Annotated in this window: 17 protein-coding genes, 1 tRNA gene and 1 riboswitch; of the genes, 12 read left to right on the forward strand and 6 right to left on the reverse strand. The window is 29.9% G+C overall.

The window, feature by feature from the left end; translation table 11 throughout:
- The first annotated feature begins 71 nt into the window (after positions 1-71).
- Together EK368_RS14400 and EK368_RS14405 are read left to right on the forward strand one after the other, a co-directional pair.
- Positions 72-162 (forward strand) — tRNA-Ser (locus EK368_RS14400).
- A 106-nt stretch (positions 163-268) separates the two neighbouring features.
- Positions 269-946 carry a helix-turn-helix domain-containing protein gene (locus EK368_RS14405; RefSeq protein WP_129600872.1) on the forward strand — a complete coding sequence of 226 codons (678 nt, stop codon included), beginning with the start codon at positions 269-271 and terminating at the stop codon, positions 944-946.
- A gap of 27 nt (positions 947-973) precedes the next feature.
- On the opposite strand, the gene EK368_RS14410 is transcribed toward EK368_RS14405, so the two are convergent.
- Positions 974-1,888: a DMT family transporter gene (locus EK368_RS14410; RefSeq protein WP_129600873.1), complete on the reverse strand. Its 915-nt coding sequence runs from the start codon at positions 1,886-1,888 to the stop codon at positions 974-976.
- A gap of 129 nt (positions 1,889-2,017) precedes the next feature.
- Between EK368_RS14410 and cls the strand changes: the two genes are divergently transcribed.
- Positions 2,018-3,625: a cardiolipin synthase gene (gene cls / locus EK368_RS14415; RefSeq protein WP_243109437.1), complete on the forward strand. Its 1,608-nt coding sequence runs from the start codon at positions 2,018-2,020 to the stop codon at positions 3,623-3,625.
- A gap of 38 nt (positions 3,626-3,663) precedes the next feature.
- Here the strand turns inward: cls and typA are convergent, their stop codons facing one another.
- The 3 genes from typA to EK368_RS14430 all read right to left on the reverse strand — a co-directional run bounded on the left by typA (position 3,664) and on the right by EK368_RS14430 (position 7,401).
- A complete protein-coding gene (gene typA, locus EK368_RS14420; RefSeq protein ID WP_129600875.1) occupies positions 3,664-5,481 on the reverse strand; it encodes a translational GTPase TypA in 1,818 nt (605 codons plus the stop codon).
- 80 nt (positions 5,482-5,561) lie between these two features.
- Positions 5,562-6,632 (reverse strand): NAD(P)H-dependent flavin oxidoreductase, encoded by a 1,071-nt coding sequence (locus EK368_RS14425; protein WP_129600876.1) that lies wholly within the window; start codon positions 6,630-6,632, stop codon positions 5,562-5,564.
- Between the two features lie 91 nt (positions 6,633-6,723).
- Positions 6,724-7,401 carry a metal-dependent hydrolase gene (locus tag EK368_RS14430; protein WP_129600878.1) on the reverse strand — a complete coding sequence of 226 codons (678 nt, stop codon included), beginning with the start codon at positions 7,399-7,401 and terminating at the stop codon, positions 6,724-6,726.
- Between the two features lie 417 nt (positions 7,402-7,818).
- Here EK368_RS14430 and EK368_RS14435 point away from each other — a divergent pair, with 417 nt between their 5' ends.
- Positions 7,819-7,998, forward strand: a complete 180-nt coding sequence (locus EK368_RS14435; protein WP_129600879.1) for a hypothetical protein — start codon at positions 7,819-7,821, stop codon at positions 7,996-7,998.
- Positions 7,999-8,027: 29 nt separating this feature from the next.
- Here EK368_RS14435 and EK368_RS14440 read toward each other — a convergent pair whose 3' ends face one another.
- Positions 8,028-8,438 (reverse strand): zinc ribbon domain-containing protein, encoded by a 411-nt coding sequence (locus tag EK368_RS14440; RefSeq protein WP_129600881.1) that lies wholly within the window; start codon positions 8,436-8,438, stop codon positions 8,028-8,030.
- A gap of 139 nt (positions 8,439-8,577) precedes the next feature.
- Positions 8,578-8,765: riboswitch (Lysine riboswitch) on the forward strand.
- Positions 8,766-8,889: 124 nt separating this feature from the next.
- Between EK368_RS14440 and EK368_RS14445 the strand changes: the two genes are divergently transcribed.
- The 5 genes from EK368_RS14445 to EK368_RS14465 all read left to right on the forward strand — a co-directional run bounded on the left by EK368_RS14445 (position 8,890) and on the right by EK368_RS14465 (position 14,579).
- Complete coding sequence (locus EK368_RS14445) at positions 8,890-10,095, forward strand: aspartate kinase (protein ID WP_129600882.1); 1,206 nt, start codon at positions 8,890-8,892, stop codon at positions 10,093-10,095.
- 485 nt (positions 10,096-10,580) lie between these two features.
- A complete protein-coding gene (locus EK368_RS14450) occupies positions 10,581-11,360 on the forward strand; it encodes a short-chain-enoyl-CoA hydratase (protein ID WP_129600884.1) in 780 nt (259 codons plus the stop codon).
- A 31-nt stretch (positions 11,361-11,391) separates the two neighbouring features.
- A complete protein-coding gene (locus EK368_RS14455; protein ID WP_129600886.1) occupies positions 11,392-12,240 on the forward strand; it encodes a 3-hydroxybutyryl-CoA dehydrogenase in 849 nt (282 codons plus the stop codon).
- Between the two features lie 116 nt (positions 12,241-12,356).
- Complete coding sequence (locus EK368_RS14460) at positions 12,357-13,319, forward strand: LCP family protein (RefSeq protein WP_129600887.1); 963 nt, start codon at positions 12,357-12,359, stop codon at positions 13,317-13,319.
- Positions 13,320-13,436: 117 nt separating this feature from the next.
- Positions 13,437-14,579, forward strand: a complete 1,143-nt coding sequence (locus EK368_RS14465; RefSeq protein ID WP_129600889.1) for a hypothetical protein — start codon at positions 13,437-13,439, stop codon at positions 14,577-14,579.
- A 17-nt stretch (positions 14,580-14,596) separates the two neighbouring features.
- On the opposite strand, the gene murC is transcribed toward EK368_RS14465, so the two are convergent.
- Complete coding sequence (gene murC / locus EK368_RS14470; RefSeq protein WP_423243553.1) at positions 14,597-15,985, reverse strand: UDP-N-acetylmuramate--L-alanine ligase; 1,389 nt, start codon at positions 15,983-15,985, stop codon at positions 14,597-14,599.
- A gap of 228 nt (positions 15,986-16,213) precedes the next feature.
- Between murC and purR the strand changes: the two genes are divergently transcribed.
- The 3 genes from purR to glmU all read left to right on the forward strand — a co-directional run bounded on the left by purR (position 16,214) and on the right by glmU (position 18,984).
- The gene (gene purR, locus EK368_RS14475) at positions 16,214-17,029 is read left to right on the forward strand and encodes a pur operon repressor (RefSeq protein WP_129600892.1); all 816 of its coding nucleotides are present in this window, start codon (positions 16,214-16,216) and stop codon (positions 17,027-17,029) included.
- Between the two features lie 99 nt (positions 17,030-17,128).
- Positions 17,129-17,398, forward strand: a complete 270-nt coding sequence (spoVG, locus tag EK368_RS14480; RefSeq protein WP_129600893.1) for a septation regulator SpoVG — start codon at positions 17,129-17,131, stop codon at positions 17,396-17,398.
- 218 nt (positions 17,399-17,616) lie between these two features.
- On the forward strand, positions 17,617-18,984 hold the full coding sequence (gene glmU / locus EK368_RS14485; protein WP_129600894.1) for a bifunctional UDP-N-acetylglucosamine diphosphorylase/glucosamine-1-phosphate N-acetyltransferase GlmU: 1,368 nt from the start codon (positions 17,617-17,619) through the stop codon (positions 18,982-18,984).
- The last annotated feature ends 6 nt before the right edge of the window (positions 18,985-18,990 follow it).

Here is an 18,990-nt window from a genome sequence, read left to right on the forward strand (position 1 = left end):
GACGCACTAGACTTAGGATCTAGCGCCTTGTGCGTGGGGGTTCAAGTCCCTCCACCCGCACCATATTATATGGAGAAGTACTCAAGAGGCTGAAGAGGACGGTTTGCTAAACCGTTAGACCGGGTAACTGGTGCGCGGGTTCGAATCCCGCCTTCTCCGCCAAAAGATATCTATTATAGATGTCTTTTTTTTATTGACTTTTATGTATAGATATGATGGAATATGTTTATAGACTTAAAATAAAACAAGGACTTAAGAGGTGAGATAAATGAGTAGAGTTGGAGACCAAATTAAAGAAGAAAGAATTAAAAAAGGGATAACACCTAAACAACTAGGGAAAAAATGTGGAGTTGCCGAATCTTTTATTATAGATATAGAAACAGGGAAAAAAATTATTAATGAAAAGCAATTAAAGCAAATAGAAAAAATATTAGGAAAAAATTTCGAAGAATCTGTAAGCTTTTCTATAGAAGAAAAAAAGGAAGAAATAAAACCCATAATCAAAGAAAAAATAATACCAAGAAAAGATGTTAAGCCTTTAGATCAGTGGGAGGATGCTTTATGTAATATTATTAAGAAGATACCTATTTATGATTTGAATATGGATAAAATAAAGGGATATAAGTACTTTCCTATTATTGATAAAAAAGTAGAAGGGGTGCATCCTGATAAACTTATGTATATACAAGTTCTTAATGATGATTTAAAAGAATTTCGAATTTGTAGAGGAGATAATATTTTAATTTATTTAAATAGTGAGATTGTTAATCATTCGATTGCATTTATTGAGTATAAAGGAAAAAAACAATTAAGAAAAATAAAAAAGATAGATACAAATAAAATAGAAATGATGTCTTTAGGCGATTCTAAAAAAGACGTTGTATTTATAAAAGATATAAAAGTTATTGGAAGAGGTATAAGAGTAGAGATGAATTTAAACCATTAAAGATGAACCAGCAGATGCTGGTTCATTCTATAGATGCTCTTTTATTTTTATATGCAGAAAATGATAAATATGTTTTTGAGGAATTTGAAGGATAAATATAGCTGATAAAATCAATAAACCTCCAATAATTATAGGAATAGTTAATATTTCACCTAATACAAAAAAGCCAGAAATACAAGCAACTACAGGTTCGAAGGTACTGATGATGACAGCGTTAGAAGGACCTATGAGTTGAACTCCTTTGCAGAAGGTAATTGTTGCAAAAACTGTAGAAAAAGTAGCAAGTATAAAAATATAAATCCACCCATTTATAGTAGATGGAATGAAAATAGTATGATTGAATAGACCTACGATAAAATAACTAATAGAGCAAAAAAATGATACATATCCGCTGATTACAATAGAATTTAATTTTTTTGTTCTTTTCTCATTGAGTCCAAGAGCATAAAAAGAGTAACAAATGGCCCCTAATAAGCTAAAGACAACTCCGAATATATTTAATGATACATGAGGATTCCATACAACTAAAATCATTCCTAGAGTAGAACAAATAAGCGCTAAAAGCTTTCTAATATCTCTATTTGTTTGCATAAAGAAAAATTCATAGCATGAGATCATTGCAGGATGGGTAAATAATATAATTGTAGCTAAAGAACCAGAAATATAAGTATATGCTACATATATAAAATATGCAGTTCCTAAAAAACCTAAAATACTTAAAAGCCCTAAATAAAAAAAGTGGGACAAGTCTATTTTATAGGAAAGCTTTTTTGTAAAAATATATGTCCAGGTGATACATGAGGCAATAAAAAATCTAAAAAAAAGAACAGTAGAAATATTCAAATTTTCACCAAGTGCTAGTTGAGATATTACAGGAATAGCTCCAAAGGCAAAGGTAGATAAAATAACAAGGAAGGTTCCTTTCCATGTATAATTTTTCAATAAAGGTCACTCTCTTTCTTCATAAACTGACAAAATAATTATATCATAAATTATTTGTCATGGTAGACCAAATAAAAACAATAATGCGTATACTAATAGTAAAGGAAAAGTAGAAAGGATGGGAAAAGTGTGAAGAAAAATAAAATATTATTTTGTATGGTATTATTATTTATATTCCTATTCCTATCCACTACTTATACCAGTGCAGTATATATGAATGGATCAGAAAAATTTATAATAAAAATGGATATGATGAGAAATATGCTTATAGAAATGGATATGAATATGTCTATACAGAAAATAAAAGGATATATAGGCAGAATTTTTACCATTTATACGATTTTTATTAGTATTGTTATATTTATGGAAAATAAAAATCCATCTAAGACTATTGCATGGCTTTTGGTTTTGACACTAATACCTGTTATAGGTTTTATATTTTATTTATTTATGGGGCAAAATGTACGAAAGAAAAAAATATTTAATAAGAAAAAAAGCAAAGATTTTCTTTATTTTGAGCAAATGGCAAATGGACAAAGAGATGCAATTGAAGGAAAAGCTTTATTTAAAGAAGATAAGAGTTTTGTGAAAAAGAGACTCATTCGTTTGATTTTAAATAGTGCGAAATCTCCTTTTACTGTGAATAATAAAGTAAAAGTTTTGAGTAATGGAGATGAAACTTTTTCATCTATCTTGGAATCTTTGAAAGAAGCTAAAGACCATATTCATCTAGAATACTTTATCATTAAAGATGACCATATTGGAAAGATCATTAAAAACATATTAATGAATAGGGCAAGAGAAGGCTTAAAAGTAAGAGTAATTTATGATAGTGTAGGAAGCTGGAGACTGAGCAGAAAATATTTAAGAGAAATGAAAGAAGCAGGAGTAGAAATTTATGGATTTTCGCCAGTAGTTTTTCCTATTTTAAGTAGAAAACTAAACTATAGAAATCATAGAAAGATTATTGTGATCGATGGTAAAATAGGGTTTGTAGGAGGATTAAATATTGGTGATGAATATTTAGGGAAAAATCCTTATCTAGGGTTTTGGAGAGATAGTCATGTGAAAGTAGAAGGAGAAGCTGTATATGCTCTGCAAAATATTTTTTTAAGAGACTGGATGTTTGTGACAAAGGAAGTAATTTCATTTTCTCATCGTTACTATCCAAAGCTTTCTTATTATGGAGAACAATTGGTACAAATGATAGCAAGTGGGCCAGATACAGATTGGCAATCTATCATGCAGGCATATTTTTTAATTATTGCATCAGCAGAAGATCGCATATGGATTAATACTCCTTATTTAGTACCAGGAGAAAGTATTATGCTGGCTTTAAAAACAGCAGCTTTAAGTGGAGTAGATGTACGGATTATTTTGCCAGAAAAGCCTGATCATAAAACAGTTTTTTGGGCATCTTTATCTCATGTAGAAGAACTTTTAGAAGCAGGTGTAAAAATATATCAATATAAAAAAGGTTTTATTCATGGAAAGATCATGTTAGTAGATGGAGAAGCTGCTTCTATAGGAACTGCCAATTTAGATTTAAGAAGCTTTGAAATTAACTTTGAGGTAAACGCTTTTATTTATGATCAAGATATCATAAAAGAGATGGAAGATCATTTTTTAGTAGACATAAAAGATAGTCAACAAATTATATTAGAAGAATATAAAAATAGATCTATATTCAATAAAATAAAAGAATCAACAGCAAGGTTATTTTCTCCTTTATTATAAAAAAACCTATTTGCACGAGCAAATAGGTTTTTTTGGCTTTATGATTTTTTATTTGATGATTTTGCACGTTGATCTTTACTTAATATTTTCTTTCTTAAACGAATACTTTGTGGAGTAACTTCTACAAGTTCATCTTCTGCAATAAATTCTAATGCTCTCTCTAGATACATATCTACAGGAGGAACTAATTTTAACGCATCATCTGATCCAGAAGCACGAGTATTCGTAAGCTGTTTTCTTTTACATACATTTACTACAATATCTCCACTTCTAGCATTTTCTCCTACAATCATACCTTCATAAACTTCGGTACCTGCTGGGATAAATAAATTTCCTCTATCTTGTGCATTGAAAAGTCCATAAGCAACAGCTGTTCCTGTTTCAAAAGCAACTATAGATCCTCTTGATCTAGATGGAATTTCTCCTTTATAAGGAGTATATCCAGCAAAAGTATGATTTAAGATACCAGTTCCACGTGTATCTGTCATAAATTGAGATCTATAGCCAATAAGACCTCTAGCTGGAATATTAAACTCTAATTTCATTCCACCGTTGTTATTAGGAAGCATATTGATCATTTCACCTTTTCTTTGACCTAGTGTTTCAATGACTACTCCAGTATATTCTTCAGGAACTTCAATGAGGGCATTCTCCATAGGTTCATGAAGCTGTCCATCTATTTTTTTAAATATTACCTCAGGTTTAGATACAGATAGTTCATATCCTTCTCTTCTCATATTTTCGATTAATATAGAAAGATGAAGCTCACCTCTACCAGATACTTTAAAAGCATCTGCCGTATCTGTAGCTTCTACTTTTAAAGCTACATTTGATAAAAGTTCTTTTTCTAGTCTATCCTTTAGATGTCTACTTGTTACAAATTGACCTTCACGTCCTGCAAAAGGACTATCATTAATGATAAAATTCATAGAAAGAGTAGGTTCATCAATTTTTACAAATGGAAGAGGCTCTATATTGTTTGTAGAACATACAGTTTCTCCAATATTAATATTATCATTTCCAGATATAGTAACAATTTCTCCAAAACCTGCTTCTGTGACTTCTTCTTTTTTGAGTCCATTAAAAGTATATAATTTACTAACTCTGAAGTTTTCAAAATTACCATCACCAGTACATAAAACTACTTCTTGATTTTTTTTGACAGACCCTCTAGTGATTTTTCCAATTCCCATTCTACCTACATATTTGTCATAATCAATAGAAGTAATTCTTAATTGAAGACCTCCCTCTAGGCTTCCTGTTGGAGCTGGAATTTCTTTTAAGATCATATCAAGTAGAGGGATAAGATCCATATTTTCATCAGATAAATTATATCTTGCAAATCCGCTTCTTCCAGATGCATAAATAACTGGGAAATCAAGTTGATCTTCATTGGCATCTAGTTCAATGAAAAGATCTAGTACTTCATCTACAACTTCATCTACTCTTGCTTCAGGCTTGTCTATTTTATTTACTACTACAATAGGTTTTACTCCTGCAGCTAAAGCTTTTTTTAGTACAAATTTAGTTTGAGGCATAGGTCCTTCAAAAGAATCTACTAAAAGAAGTACACCATCTACCATTTGCATAATTCTTTCTACTTCTCCTCCAAAGTCTGCATGTCCTGGAGTATCTACAATATTTACTTTTACATCTTTATATAGAATAGATGTATTTTTAGAAAGAATGGTAATACCTCTTTCTCGTTCTATATCATTAGAATCCATTACTCTTTCTGATACGTGTTCGTTTTGTCTAAAAGTACCACTTTGTTTTAACATTTCATCTACTAATGTTGTTTTACCATGGTCAACATGGGCGATTATCGCAATATTTCTTATGTTTTCTTGAATCATCGAATACTTCCTTTCAAATAAATTGTTCAACATACTATTGTAACACAAATATCGACAAAAAAACAAGGAGCAGAATGCTCCTATTCTCTTGAAAATCTTTCCAATAGTTCATCTATTACATTTTTCACAGATGTGATTTTATTGATTTTATATACTTGTGAGCCAGTAAATGCAAATCCTTGGTCTAAATTTCCCTTTTGTGCTTGAATAAGAGCATTTGCTATACAATAGGGTGTTTCTTTTGGATTACAAGTTTTTAAACAATTAATACATGAAATAGGATCTCTTTTTTCTTGAGAATGAACTCTGTCTATAAAACTATTTTTTAAAGCTCTACCAGGAAGACCTACAGGACTTTTAATAATGGTTACATCTTCTTTGGTAGCATCCACATAAGCATTCTTAAATGCATTAGATGCATCACATTCATAAGTCGCTACAAAACGTGTTCCGATTTGAACAGCTGAAGCTCCAGCTTTTATGATGTCATATACATCATCTCCATCAAATAAACCGCCCCCAGCTATAATAGGGATTTTTTTATTATATTTCTCTTCAAAAGGCTTAATAGCATTTAATACATCTGAAACAATGCTTTTAAGAGTGATATTTTTATTATAAAGATCATCTAATGAAAATCCTAGATGTCCTCCTGCTTCTGGCCCTTCTACTACGATAGCATCTGGAATATAGTTATGCTTTCTATCCCATTGTTTACAAATTAAATTTGCAACTTTTCCAGAAGATACAATAGGTGCAATTTTAGTGAAGGATCCTTTGACAAGTTCAGGAAGCTTCATAGGAAGTCCTGCTCCAGAAAAGATGATATCAATTTTTTCTTTTACAGCAACTTTTACCATGTCTTCAAAGGTGGTAAGAGCAGTCATAATATTTACTCCAATAATTCCTTTTGGAGCTAATTCTTTTGCTTTTCTAATATGATAAGTCAGACCATCTAGATTGGCCTTATGTTTATTTTCTTTATAATAGCTTAAGTTAAATCCGGGTTCTACTCCAGAAATTACACCAATGCCTCCACAATTGGCTACTGCTGCAGCCAATCCAGATAAAGAAACTCCAACGCCCATTCCTCCTTGGACAATAGGAATTTTAGCAACTAAGTCGCCTATTTTTAATTCAGGTATATGCATGACGCCACTCCTTTAAAATGAATAGTTAGAAATATTATATACTAAAAGATTATCATGTACAAATAATTATTTAAAGGGGTGGATAGAAATTTTAAAGCATATAAGTTTGTCCGGGATTTAAAATGATTACCTCTGAGGAAGTGATTTTTGTTTTAAATTGTAGGGGATCTGCTTGGATCAGAGGAAAAGTATTATAATGCATAGGAATAACTTTTTTAGGTTTTATAAAATCTACTGCTAAGGAGGCATCTTGTATATCCATAGTAAAATTTCCTCCTATAGGAAGAAGTGCTACATCAATATTTTCTATTTCTAAAAGCTTCATATCCATAGTAAGTCCTGTATCTCCTGCATGATAGATTTTATGATTTTTTACTTCTATTACAAAACCACAAGGATTTCCACCATAAAGAATACCTTCTTTTGTTTGAATAGAAGAACCATGAAGAGCAGGAGTCATTTTTACAACTCCAAAATCAAAGGAAGTTCTCCCTCCAATATGCATAGGATGAGCATTTACATCATTTTCTTTAAGAAAACAAGCTATTTCATAATTTGTAATGACAGTAGCATCGTTTTTTTTAGCAATTTCTAAGGTATCTCCTAGATGATCTGTATGTCCATGAGTAACGAAGATATGAGTAATAGAAGAAAAATCACAAGGAGATAGAGGGCAACTTTCATTACCAGTCATAAAAGGGTCAATTAAAGCTTTAAAATTATTTTCTTCTACATAAAAACAAGAATGTCCTAAAAATTGAATTTTCATTGTATCTCTCCTTTTTATCAATATTATCTCTTTTGAATACAAGATGATCAATGGTTTATTATATATCATTAGAATAACATAGATTTTAGATTTATAAAAAGTTAAATTTTAATGATATATAAATTCTGACAATTAATATAAATAATACTATATAAGTATATTTTTTCAAAATTGTTTTTCATAGAATCCCCTCTTTTCTTTTGTATGCAAGGACAATATTAATGAATCAAAGTTGTTGTATAATAAATCTGAGAAAAAATGAATTATAAATTTCAATGTTGATAAAATTCAAAAAATTAATTGAAAGATATTGATGAATCATGTATAATGAAAACATGATATCTGAGAAATAGTTCATATAAAAGGACTTTCTTATAAAGGGTGTAAAATACACATAGTTGAAAGGAGGATAATATAATGAATTACGTACAGAGACTATTAGAAAAAAGAGATGTAGTGATGAATAAATATGTTTTATTGCTTCAAAGACCTAACTTAACAGAAGAGGAAATAAAGGAAAAAAATAAAATAAATCAGGAAATTATTCATTTGGATTTTGAGATTGAAAATGCAAAACGAGAAAAGAATATCAGTTGATAAAAAAATTAGGAAAGGATGCACCTTTCCTAATTTTCTTCTAAATCATCTTCATCTTTTATTAATTCTGATTCTTTTTGAATTTTGTGACCACAATGAGGACAAAAATTTGGATTTTCTTCTATTTCGTGTTCACACTTGGAACATCTTGTAATGCCTTTTAAAGATTTAATTTTTTCTTCATATGTATTGATTCTTTTTAAAGTAGCATGAAGTTCCATAATAGAAAAAATCACTTCTTCTGATAGTAGTGTATCAGGGTTTTCTTGATAAAAATCATATAGCTTTTTTCCTAAATCATAATAAAGTTCATCTATTCTTGAGATATCTTTAGATAAAGCAATTTTAATTCTAGTTAATTCTGTCATATCCGAAGAAATTTCTTGAATAACTTTTTTCCCATCCATCATTCCTTGTTTTACTTTGTTCAATAAGTTCATAAGTATTCCCCCTTTATAAAGTGTATTTTAACTTGTGTATACAGTATGCTTATTAAATGAAAAAAATTCATAACAAATAAATAATTGATATATTGACAAGGGTGAATAAAAGTGTTAAACTACGAAAAAATAAATATGTTTGTGTCTTAGAGGTTGCGATGAGTCAAGAGTACTATAGAGGAGGATAAGGAACTTATGAATCTATAGAAAAGGGACCATTGCCGAAATATATAGGTTTTCCTAAATCTATATATTGGGTCTATATTGAATAAATATAGAACTGTCACTATAGATTACCCAATCTATCAGTGAGGGGCTATTTCACAAAGGGTGGAAGTTGTATGTAAGCTGTAACAGCAAGAGCATCTTTTACTCTTAGCTGTTTTTTTATTTGCTTAATAGGAGATAATAAATAACGACTTTGCCCAAAGTAAAAAAAGGAGGAAGATGAGTGAATATAGTAGTGCAAAAATATGGAGGTACGTCTATAGAAAATATTGAAAAAATTCAAAATATAGCAAAGAAGATTGTATCTAAAAAACAAAAGGGAGAGGGTCTAGTAGTAGTATTGTCTGCTATGGGCAAAACAACAGACGAATTGATACAATTAGCAAAACAAATTTCTCCTACTCCGAAAAGCCGAGAATTAGATTTACTTATGTCTACTGGAGAGCAGATTTCTATTTCTCTTATGTCTATTGCATTACAGGAATTAGGATATGAATCAATAGCACTTACTGGATTTCAAGCCGGAATTCAAACACAAGGATATTATACAAAATCAAGAATTCAAGATATAGATATTAAAACAATAAAAACTTATGTACAGGAAGGGAAAATTGTAGTAGTAGCAGGCTTTCAAGGCATTAATGAAGTTGGAGCGATTACAACTTTAGGAAGAGGAGGATCAGATACTACAGCGGTTGCACTTGCAGCGAAGCTTGAATGCGCTTGTGAAATTTATACAGATGTGGATGGAATTTATACAGTAGATCCAAGGTTAGTTCCTACTGCTAAAAAATTAGATTATATCAGTTATGAAGAAATGCTTGAGATGTCTAGTTTAGGATCAGGAGTTATGGAGACAAGAGCTGTAGAGATGGGACAAAAGTATAACGTCCCTATATATGTAGCGTTGAGTCATGAAGAATGGCCAGGAACTTATATAAAGGAGTATGATGCCACTATGGAAAGCAAAATAATCACAGGGATGTCTGTAAGTGATAAAGATTTAATGGTTACATTATATTGTGTACCTTATCATATTAAAAATATATCTATGATCTTTCAAGAAATTTCACAAAAAGATATCAATGTAGATATGATTAGTCAGACAGCTCCTTTAAATGGAGTGGTGAATGTATCTTTTACAGTACCGAAAGAAGATGAAAATGTTATTTTAGAAATTATAGGAGAGCTTCAAAAAAATTGGACAAATATGAAAGCAGATATTCAAAAGGATATTACTAAGTTATCAGTAGTCGGAATAGGTATGAGAAGCCAATCAGGAGTGGCTGCAAAGATGTTTGAAATATTGGCTGAAAATAATATAGAATTTAAACAAGTGACTACTTCTGAAATTAAAATTTCTTATGCTATTTCTACAAAGGATCAACAAAAGGCTATTGAATCTATTATTAAAGAATTTGATTTATAAAATACTTAATTATCTATGGATGAAAGGAAATATATTCATTTTATTTAAAATTGCTATTGATGTAAATGGTATTTAATATATATTTACTATAGATCAAAACAAAAGAAAAAGGCTACAAAATAAAGTAGCATTTTTCTTTTGAAAAATTCATATTCATAAAAAGTAAGAATGTTTAAAAAAATGAAAACACTAAAGAAATCACGAGGAAATTATTAGAAAATTGTTAAAACTTTGTCATAGAAGGGGTTTTTATTTTTGTTTATAAGGTGTATAATATAAAATAAAGATTGTAATATCAACATGTAAATTGGTTGAAAATTCTATACTAGAACTTATAATAAAGATATGATAAATAATCATGTAATTTGACCCCGACTGTGCGCACAGGACTTAAGGGTTGTGGTTATTTAAGTGACAAAGAAGTGTGAACAATAAGTAAAAAATTTTTTGTTGATTTAGTGAATAAATAAAAAAGGGGTGCAGAAATGACATATCAGTTTATTGAAATGGAGAAACAAGAAAAGATTGCCATATTAAAGATTAATAGACCAAAAGCATTAAATGCACTAAACTCTCAAGTATTAAAGGAATTAGATTGCTTAATATATGAACTTGAAGCTGATGAGGATGTAGATGTACTTATTATTACAGGTGAAGGAAAAGCTTTTGTTGCTGGAGCAGATATTGCAGAAATGAAAGATTTAGGAGCAGAAGAAGGAAGAGTATTTGGAAATTTAGGACAAAAAGTATTTAGAAGAATTGAAAAAATGGAAAAACCAGTAATTGCTGCTGTCAATGGGTTTGCATTAGGTGGCGGATGCGAATTAGCTATATGTTGTGATATGCGCATTGCTAGTGAAAAAGCTAAATTTGGCCAACCAGAAGTTGGGCTAGGAATTATACCAGGATTTTCTGGAACACAAAGATTACCAAGGCTTGTAGGAGTAGGAAAAGCAAAAGAGTTAATTTTTACAGGCGATGTAATCAATGCTTTGGAAGCTGAAAAAATAGGGCTTGTCAATAAAGTAGTAGCTCCTGAAGTATTGATGGAAGAAGCTATGAATTTGGCAAAGAAAATTGCTAAAAATGCTCAAAAAGCTGTAAGATATGCAAATATTGCTATTAATAGAGGTAGTGAAACAGATATAGAAACAGGAATTGAAATGGAAGGAAATCTGTTTGGATTATGTTTTGCTACAAAAGATCAAGAAGAAGGAATGACAGCATTTTTAGAAAAAAGAAGTGCAGATTTTCAAGGTAAATAATTTTAAATTATAATACATAGGAGGTAGTTTTATGAAAAAAATTGGTGTAATAGGAATAGGAACTATGGGTTCTGGAATTGTCCAAGTATTTGCACAAAACGGATATGAGGTTTGTGTAACAGCAAGAAGCCAAGGATCCATTGATAAGGGAGTTCAAGGAATTTCTAAAAATTTAGATAGAAGTGTTAAAAAAGGAAAAATGACAGAAGAAGAAAAAACTCAAATATTAGATAGAATTCATGCATCTATAGAAATTGATTCCTTAAAAGATTGTGATTTAATTGTTGAAGCTGCTGTAGAAAATATGAAAGCTAAGAAAGAATTATTTGCTCAACTAGATGAAATATGCAAAGATGAAACAATCATTGCTACAAATACATCTTCTTTATCTATCACTGAGATTGCATCAGCAACAAAAAGAGCAGATAAAGTAATAGGTATGCATTTCTTTAATCCAGTACCAGTAATGAAGTTAGTTGAAATTATTAAAGGAATCGCTACTTCTGAAGAAACTAAAAGCGCTATTGTAGAGTTAACAAAAGCGATTGCAAAAACTCCAGTAGAAGTAGAAGAAGCTCCAGGATTTGTGGTAAATAGAGTGTTAATTCCTATGGTAAATGAAGCAATAGGAATTTTAGCTGATGGAGTTGCTAAAGCTGAGGATATTGATGAAGCAATGAAATTAGGTGCAAATCACCCAATTGGACCATTAGCATTAGGAGATTTAATAGGACTTGATGTATGTTTAGCAATTATGGAAGTATTATATACTGAATTTGGTGATTCTAAATATAGACCGCATCCATTACTTAGAAAAATGGTAAGAGGTAACTTATTAGGAAGAAAAACAGGTAAAGGATTTTATGATTATAATAAATAATAAAAAGCTCTCCGAAGGGAGAGTTTTTTATTATTTAAAATTGTAATAAAATTGTAACTACTACAATACAATATTGTGATAAAATGTTTTCAGAAAACCTCTGAAAGGAGTAGACTATGAAAACTTTTTTAAAAATCTTTGTAATTTCTTTTTTGCTTTTTACAGTAACTATAGGATCGGGTTTGTGGGCTTTTTCTAAATTCTATCATGCACAAGAAAAAGAAGTAGAACTTATAGAGATTGTAGAAAGCGAAGAAAATGAAGGTGAGAAGAAAGAAGAAAATATAGAAAAATTCAAAACTGAGTTAGAAAAACTGATTGATGAAAGTAGTAGAGTTAATATATTGCTTTTAGGAATGGAAGGCCCTAGAACAGACACAATAGTTTTGGCAAGTTTCGATAAAAAAAATAAAAATTTAGATCTAGTATCTGTTCCTAGAGATACTTATTATGAAAGAAAACAATATCGTGCAGCCGACAAACAAAAGATCAATGCTGTACATGGAGACTTAGGAGTAAAAGGAACAAAGAGAGCAGTTTCTGATGTATTAGGAGTACCTATTGATTATCATGTAAAGGTTACTTATAAAGGAGTAGAAAGAATTGTAGATTCTCTAGGAGGGGTAGAAGTCAATATTCCTATTAAAATGGATTATGATGATCCTTATGATAAACCTCCTCTTCATATTCACTTTAATAAAGGGAGACATGTTTTAAATGGAAAAGACTCAGTAAAGTTTTTAAGATTCAGAAAAACTAATAATGGGGGTGGATATCCTGATGGAGATTTGGGTAGAATGAAAGCCCAACAACAGTTTATGAAAAATGCATTAAAAAAAGCATTTGGATTTAGACTTCCAGTAGTAGTAAATACTGTAGTTCAATATGTAGACACAGATATTCCTCTCTCTGAAATTGCAATCTTAGCAAAAGATGCAGTAGGGATGAGTATGGAAAATATAGAAGCTTATTCTCTTCCTGGAGAAGCTATAACGAAGAAATTGTCTTATTTTATACATGATAAAGATGAGGTAGAAGAATTGATGAAACAAATTTATAAAAGAGGAAAAAAGGAGTAGTATCTAGGATACTACTTTTTAACATGTAAGAAAAAGTGAAATAGTATACATAAAGAAGGGTTTTTGCAATAAATGTAGAATAATAATCTTAACCATATAGTTTTAGGAGTGGATAAAATGAAAAGAAAAAAAATAGGAGTTCTTTTAGGAACTTTTATACTTATTGCAATCATTAGTGGTGCAATTACGTCATCTGTATTATTTTACCATAATAAAAAGAATCAAGAGATAGAACAAAAAATAGCAAATCAATCTGTAGAAGAAGAGAAAGAAAAAAAAGCAAGTATTAAAGAAATAATACAAAAGGCTGATGAAATGTATTTAGAGTCGTATTTAGGATCTACTCATCTTGTAGAAGTAGGGAAAGAGAATAAGGAAGAAATATTAAATGAGCTCAATAAAATAGATGTGAAATTATTAGTTCATTCTAAAGACGGGACGAAAGATCTAGCAGAATATAATGAATTTTTATATGCCATTCATGTTAAAAATAAGAATATAAAAATAAAAACAAATGAAAAATATATTATTGTAGAGGATACAAAAGGGGATACTAAATTTTTTGAAGGAGATCCTATAGAGTTAGAATCATTAAATGAGAAATTAAAAGATATTTATATGAAGAAGTATAATGATAACAAATGGATTAAGCATGCTAAAGAAGTTATGATTGAAGCAAGAGATGAAAATCAAAAATGGATATTAAAAGACAAGGACAAAAAGGAATTACTAGAGCTTATAGAACTTACAGCTCCTGTAGATCAACAAGAGGTTGTTGGAATTTCTAATGAATATCCAGATTACGTGATTACTGTTACAGCAGAAGAAAAAAATTATAAAATTCATATGGTCAATAAAGAAATATTGAACGTAGATACACCAGATAACTATGTTTATTATCGATACAATCCTAAGTTATGGGAGTTTATTACTAAAAAATATTCAGTAAAGTTTACAAATATAGACCCTTGTAAGGAACTTTTGAAAGCTTCCAAAATTATTGTAGATGATACACAAGATATATTTGATTTTGAAGACACTACATTTTATCCTTTAGAAATAGCAAGGTGGATTATTAGAGCTCCTAAAGAAGAAGTGAATGAGCTGCCTATGTATGAACCAGTCTCTTATGAAATGAAATTTCAGGTAAATGAAAAAATGATGGAAGTAAAAATTTATGAAGATTATATTGTATATAAAGGTAAAGTTTATCGAAGTGAAAAAATAGGAGAGACAATAAGAAGTGCTTTAAATGTATAAAAGGTTAAGGATGATCCTTAACCTTTTATATTTAAAAGCATTTTCCCAACAGTGTAAATGTCTCCAGCTCCCATGGTAATGATTATGTCATTAGGTTTTGCGTGTTCTCTAATATAAGAGGAAATTTTTTCAAAGTCATTTAAATAGAGGACATCTTTATTAGTATCTCTTATTTTTTCAACCAAATCTTTTGAATGGATTGTTCCTGGGTCTTTTTCTCTTGCAGCATAAATATCAGAAATAATAATCTTATCTGCATCAAAGAAAGAGTTAGAAAAATCATTTAAAAGTGCTTTTGTACGAGTATAGGTATGGGGTTGAAAAATACACCAAATATTATTGTGAGGAATATTAGATGCTGCTTTTAAAGTAGCTTTTACCTCTGTAGGATGATGAGCATAATCATCTATGATTTTTATATTTTCTTCTAAAGTACCTAATAAATCAAATCTCCTATGAGTGCCTTTGAAGGATGCAATATGTTTTATGATATTATCTATCTCTATTCCTAATGTATGAGTAGATGCAATAGCAGCTAAAGCATTATATACATTATGTATTCCTGGAACAGAAAGTATAAAACTGCCTAAGAATTTGTTTTGATAAAAAGTATCAAAAGAAGGATAGCCTTCTTTGCTAAATTGAATATTTTCTACTCTATAATCACAATTAGAATGTGATCCATAAGTAATGACTTTACAATTAGCTTTTGATAAAACCCTTTGAACGTGAGGATCATCATAAAACCCTATTAAAACTCCATCTTTAGGAATGAGGTGAGTAAATTTTTCAAAGGTTTCAATAATATCATTCATATCTTTAAAATAGTCTAAGTGATCTTCATCAATATTTAAAATAATTCCGAAATTAGGGAAAAAATTCAAAAAACTACCTACATATTCACAAGCTTCTGTGACAAAATAATTCCTTTCTCCAATTTTTACATTTCCTCCAATGGCATCTAGTTCTCCTCCTACCATGATAGTAGGATGAAAATTGCTATATTCTAAAATAAGAGAAATCATAGAGGTAGTAGTAGTTTTTCCATGAGTACCAGAAACTGCAATACTTGTTTTAAATTTTTTCATTAAAAGACCTAACATTTGAGACCTGGAAATGGTTGGGATATTTAAAAGTTTTGATTTTATAAGTTCAGGATTATCTTTTTTTACTGCAGCAGTATATACCACGAGATCACAATGATCAATATTTTTCTCAGAATGACCAATATAGATAGTAGCTCCTTTTTGAGATAATTTTTCAGTCATATGAGAAGCGTTCATATCCGAACCAGATACCCTATATCCGAAGGTAAGTAATGTCTCAGCAATGGCACTCATACTGATTCCGCCAATTCCAATAAAGTGAATATGGTTGATATCATGTTTATCTAAATCAAAATCAATCATTTTCAATTCTCCTTCACTAATACATTTTTTTATAGTATTACCATATTCATGTAATCCTATATATATATCTTTTAAAATGAAAATACATGTTAAAAATCTAGTCAAATTATATCATAAAAAAGTTTTAATGAAAAAGAAAAGAAAAATTACCCGTTGAATAATTTTAAAAAACCGAATAAAATGGTATAGAAAAAATAAAAATATTCGGAATGGAGAATAAAGGAAATGAAAATCAAAAGAAATGCGCGTATAGGAGCATTGATAAAAATTCTTTGCGAAAATCCTAATAAAATATTTACTTTAAGTTATTTTACAAATCAATTTAATGCAGCAAAATCTAGTATCAGTGAAGATATTGTAGTGGCAAAAAAAATAATGGATGATTTAGAGTTAGGGAAAATAGAAACTATTGCAGGGGCAGCAGGAGGAGTAAAATACATTCCTTGCATTAGTAAAAATGAGAGTAGAGAAATTTTAGAAAGTGTGTGTAATAAACTTTCTGAGTCTAAACGTATTATCCCTGGAGCTTTTTTATATATGGCTGATATTATTTATAATCCTTCTATTGTGAGGAGACTTGGACAAATTTTTGCTACTCAGTTTATGGGAGAAGATATAGACTATGTAGTAACAGTTGAAACAAAAGGGATTCCTATTGCTTTGATGACTGCAAATGCACTAAATGTACCTCTTATTATTTTAAGAAGAGATAGTAAAGTGACAGAAGGTTCTACAGTAAGTATTAACTATCTATCAGGTTCTACAGGAAAGATTCAAACCATGTCTATTTCTAAAAGAGCTATCAAAAATGGTGCAAATGTTGTTATTATTGATGATTTTATGAAAGCAGGAGGAACCGCAAAGGGTATGATGGATATGATGAGAGAATTTGAAGCAAATGTTGTGGGGATTGGAGTCATGATTTCAACAAAAGAACCAGAAAATAAAGTAGTCAAGGATTATATTCCTCTTTTAGTACTAGAAAAAGTGGATGAAATCAATGAAATTATATATATTCATCCAAACGAAAAATTAATATAAAGATTCTAAATTTTTACAAAATACAAGAAGGATATTTAAAAAAGTTGAAGAATATGTAATTTAGGCTGACAAGTTGAGACTGGGAAGGTGGTGAAAATTATGGAGGTTACTGATGTTCGCATGCGTAAAATAAGTGATGAAGGTAAGATGAGAGCTATTGTATCAGTAACTTTTGATAATGCATTTGTAGTCCATGACATAAAAATCATAGAAGGACAAAATGGATTATTTATAGCTATGCCTAGTAGAAAAATAGGAGAAGGAGATTTTAGAGATATTGCTCATCCTATTAATTCACAAACAAGAGAGAGACTCCAACAAAAAATATTTGAAGAGTATGAAAAAGTAAAAAATGAACAGGAAGTATAAAATGGATTGTATGAGCTTCCTAAAAAAGCCTCCTTTAGAAAAAATTCTGAATAAGGAGGTTTATTTTTGGAGACTTTTAGTATAATAAAAAAAGTGATATACTAAAGAACGAATGACAAAGAAAAAAGTAAATGTATAAAAAGGACGAACATTTACGAAAAAAATAAGTTTTTCAATCAACAAATTGAGAAAATAATGTATAATAGGGAGTGGTATGGATGGATCATATAACAGCTGTTATATTAGCTGCAGGGGCAGGAACAAGAATGAAATCTAAATTGCCTAAAGTATTGCATCCTGTTTGTGGCAAACCAATGATTGAACATGTAATAGATGTGACAAAAAAATATGCTCAAAAGACTATTGCAGTCATTGGACATAAAGGAGATCAAGTAAAAAAAGCTATAGAAAATAGAGGCGTAGATTTTTCTTGGCAGATGGAACAACTAGGAACAGGACATGCTATAATGCAGGCAGAAGGTTTAATCGAGGATAAAGGGAAAGTACTTGTATTATGTGGAGATACTCCTTTGATCAGTGAAGAAACCATACAAAATTTAATAGATTTTCATCAAAAAAATAATTTTCATGGAACTATATTAACAGCTGAATTTGAAAATCCAAAAGGTTACGGAAGAATTATTAGAGATCAAAATGAAAATGTACTAAGGATTGTAGAACAAAAAGATGCTACACAAGAAGAACAAAAAGTAAAAGAAGTCAATTCTGGAATGTATTGTTTTGATGCTAAATTATTAAAACAAGCTTTAAAGCTCATTACGAATAACAATGAACAAAAGGAATATTATATTACAGATGTAATCGAAATTCTTAAAAAGCAAGGACATAAAGTAGGAGCTTATATTGTAAAAGATAAAATGGATATTATGGGTGTCAATTCAAAAGTACAACTTTCGGAAGCTGAAAGAGTCATGAGAGAAAGAATTTTGATCAAACATATGGAAGAAGGAGTAACCATTATAGACCCAAGCCATACATATATTGAAAAAGATGTAAAAATTGGAAAAGATACAGTAATCTATCCAGGTGCTATAGTAAAGGGAAATACACAGATAGATGAAGATTGTATGATAGGTCATAATAGCAGAATTGAAAATTCTATCATTCATACAGGAGTACAAATTCAAAGTTCTACGATTATAGACAGTTTTGTAGATGAATATTGTACGATAGGACCATATGCTTATTTAAGACCAAAGAGTAATTTAGGAAAAAAAGTAAAAATAGGAGATTTTGTAGAAGTGAAAAATTCTACAATTTCTGATGGATCCAAAGCATCTCATCTTGCTTACATAGGAGATGCAGAAGTTGGAAAGAATGTAAACATAGGATGTGGAGTAGTATTTGTAAACTATGATGGAAAAAATAAATATAAGACCATTATAGAAGATAATGCATTTATAGGAAGTAATACAAATTTAGTAGCCCCTGTAGTAGTAAGAGAAAAGGGATATATTGCAACAGGTTCTACTATTACAAAAGAAGTTCCAAAGGGAGCCTTATCTGTAGCAAGAGAAAAACAAAAAAATATACCTGGTTGGGTGGAAAGAAAAGGATTACTTTAAAAGATG

The sequence above is a fragment of the Anaerophilus nitritigenes genome (assembly GCF_004138215.1).
Classification (GTDB): domain Bacteria; phylum Bacillota; class Clostridia; order Peptostreptococcales; family Thermotaleaceae; genus Anaerophilus; species Anaerophilus nitritogenes.

Coding starts and splice junctions, on each gene's coding strand:
- EK368_RS14405 (WP_129600872.1), top strand. CDS start 269: ATGAGTAGAGTTGGAGACCAAATTAAAGAAGAAAGAATTAAAAAAGGG.
- typA (WP_129600875.1), bottom strand. CDS start 5,481: ATGATTCAAGAAAACATAAGAAATATTGCGATAATCGCCCATGTTGAC.
- EK368_RS14425 (WP_129600876.1), bottom strand. CDS start 6,632: ATGCATATACCTGAATTAAAAATAGGCGACTTAGTTGCTAAAATTCCT.
- EK368_RS14430 (WP_129600878.1), bottom strand. CDS start 7,401: ATGAAAATTCAATTTTTAGGACATTCTTGTTTTTATGTAGAAGAAAAT.
- EK368_RS14435 (WP_129600879.1), top strand. CDS start 7,819: ATGAATTACGTACAGAGACTATTAGAAAAAAGAGATGTAGTGATGAAT.
- EK368_RS14440 (WP_129600881.1), bottom strand. CDS start 8,438: ATGAACTTATTGAACAAAGTAAAACAAGGAATGATGGATGGGAAAAAA.
- EK368_RS14450 (WP_129600884.1), top strand. CDS start 10,581: ATGACATATCAGTTTATTGAAATGGAGAAACAAGAAAAGATTGCCATA.
- EK368_RS14455 (WP_129600886.1), top strand. CDS start 11,392: ATGAAAAAAATTGGTGTAATAGGAATAGGAACTATGGGTTCTGGAATT.
- EK368_RS14460 (WP_129600887.1), top strand. CDS start 12,357: ATGAAAACTTTTTTAAAAATCTTTGTAATTTCTTTTTTGCTTTTTACA.
- EK368_RS14465 (WP_129600889.1), top strand. CDS start 13,437: ATGAAAAGAAAAAAAATAGGAGTTCTTTTAGGAACTTTTATACTTATT.
- purR (WP_129600892.1), top strand. CDS start 16,214: ATGAAAATCAAAAGAAATGCGCGTATAGGAGCATTGATAAAAATTCTT.
- spoVG (WP_129600893.1), top strand. CDS start 17,129: ATGGAGGTTACTGATGTTCGCATGCGTAAAATAAGTGATGAAGGTAAG.
- glmU (WP_129600894.1), top strand. CDS start 17,617: ATGGATCATATAACAGCTGTTATATTAGCTGCAGGGGCAGGAACAAGA.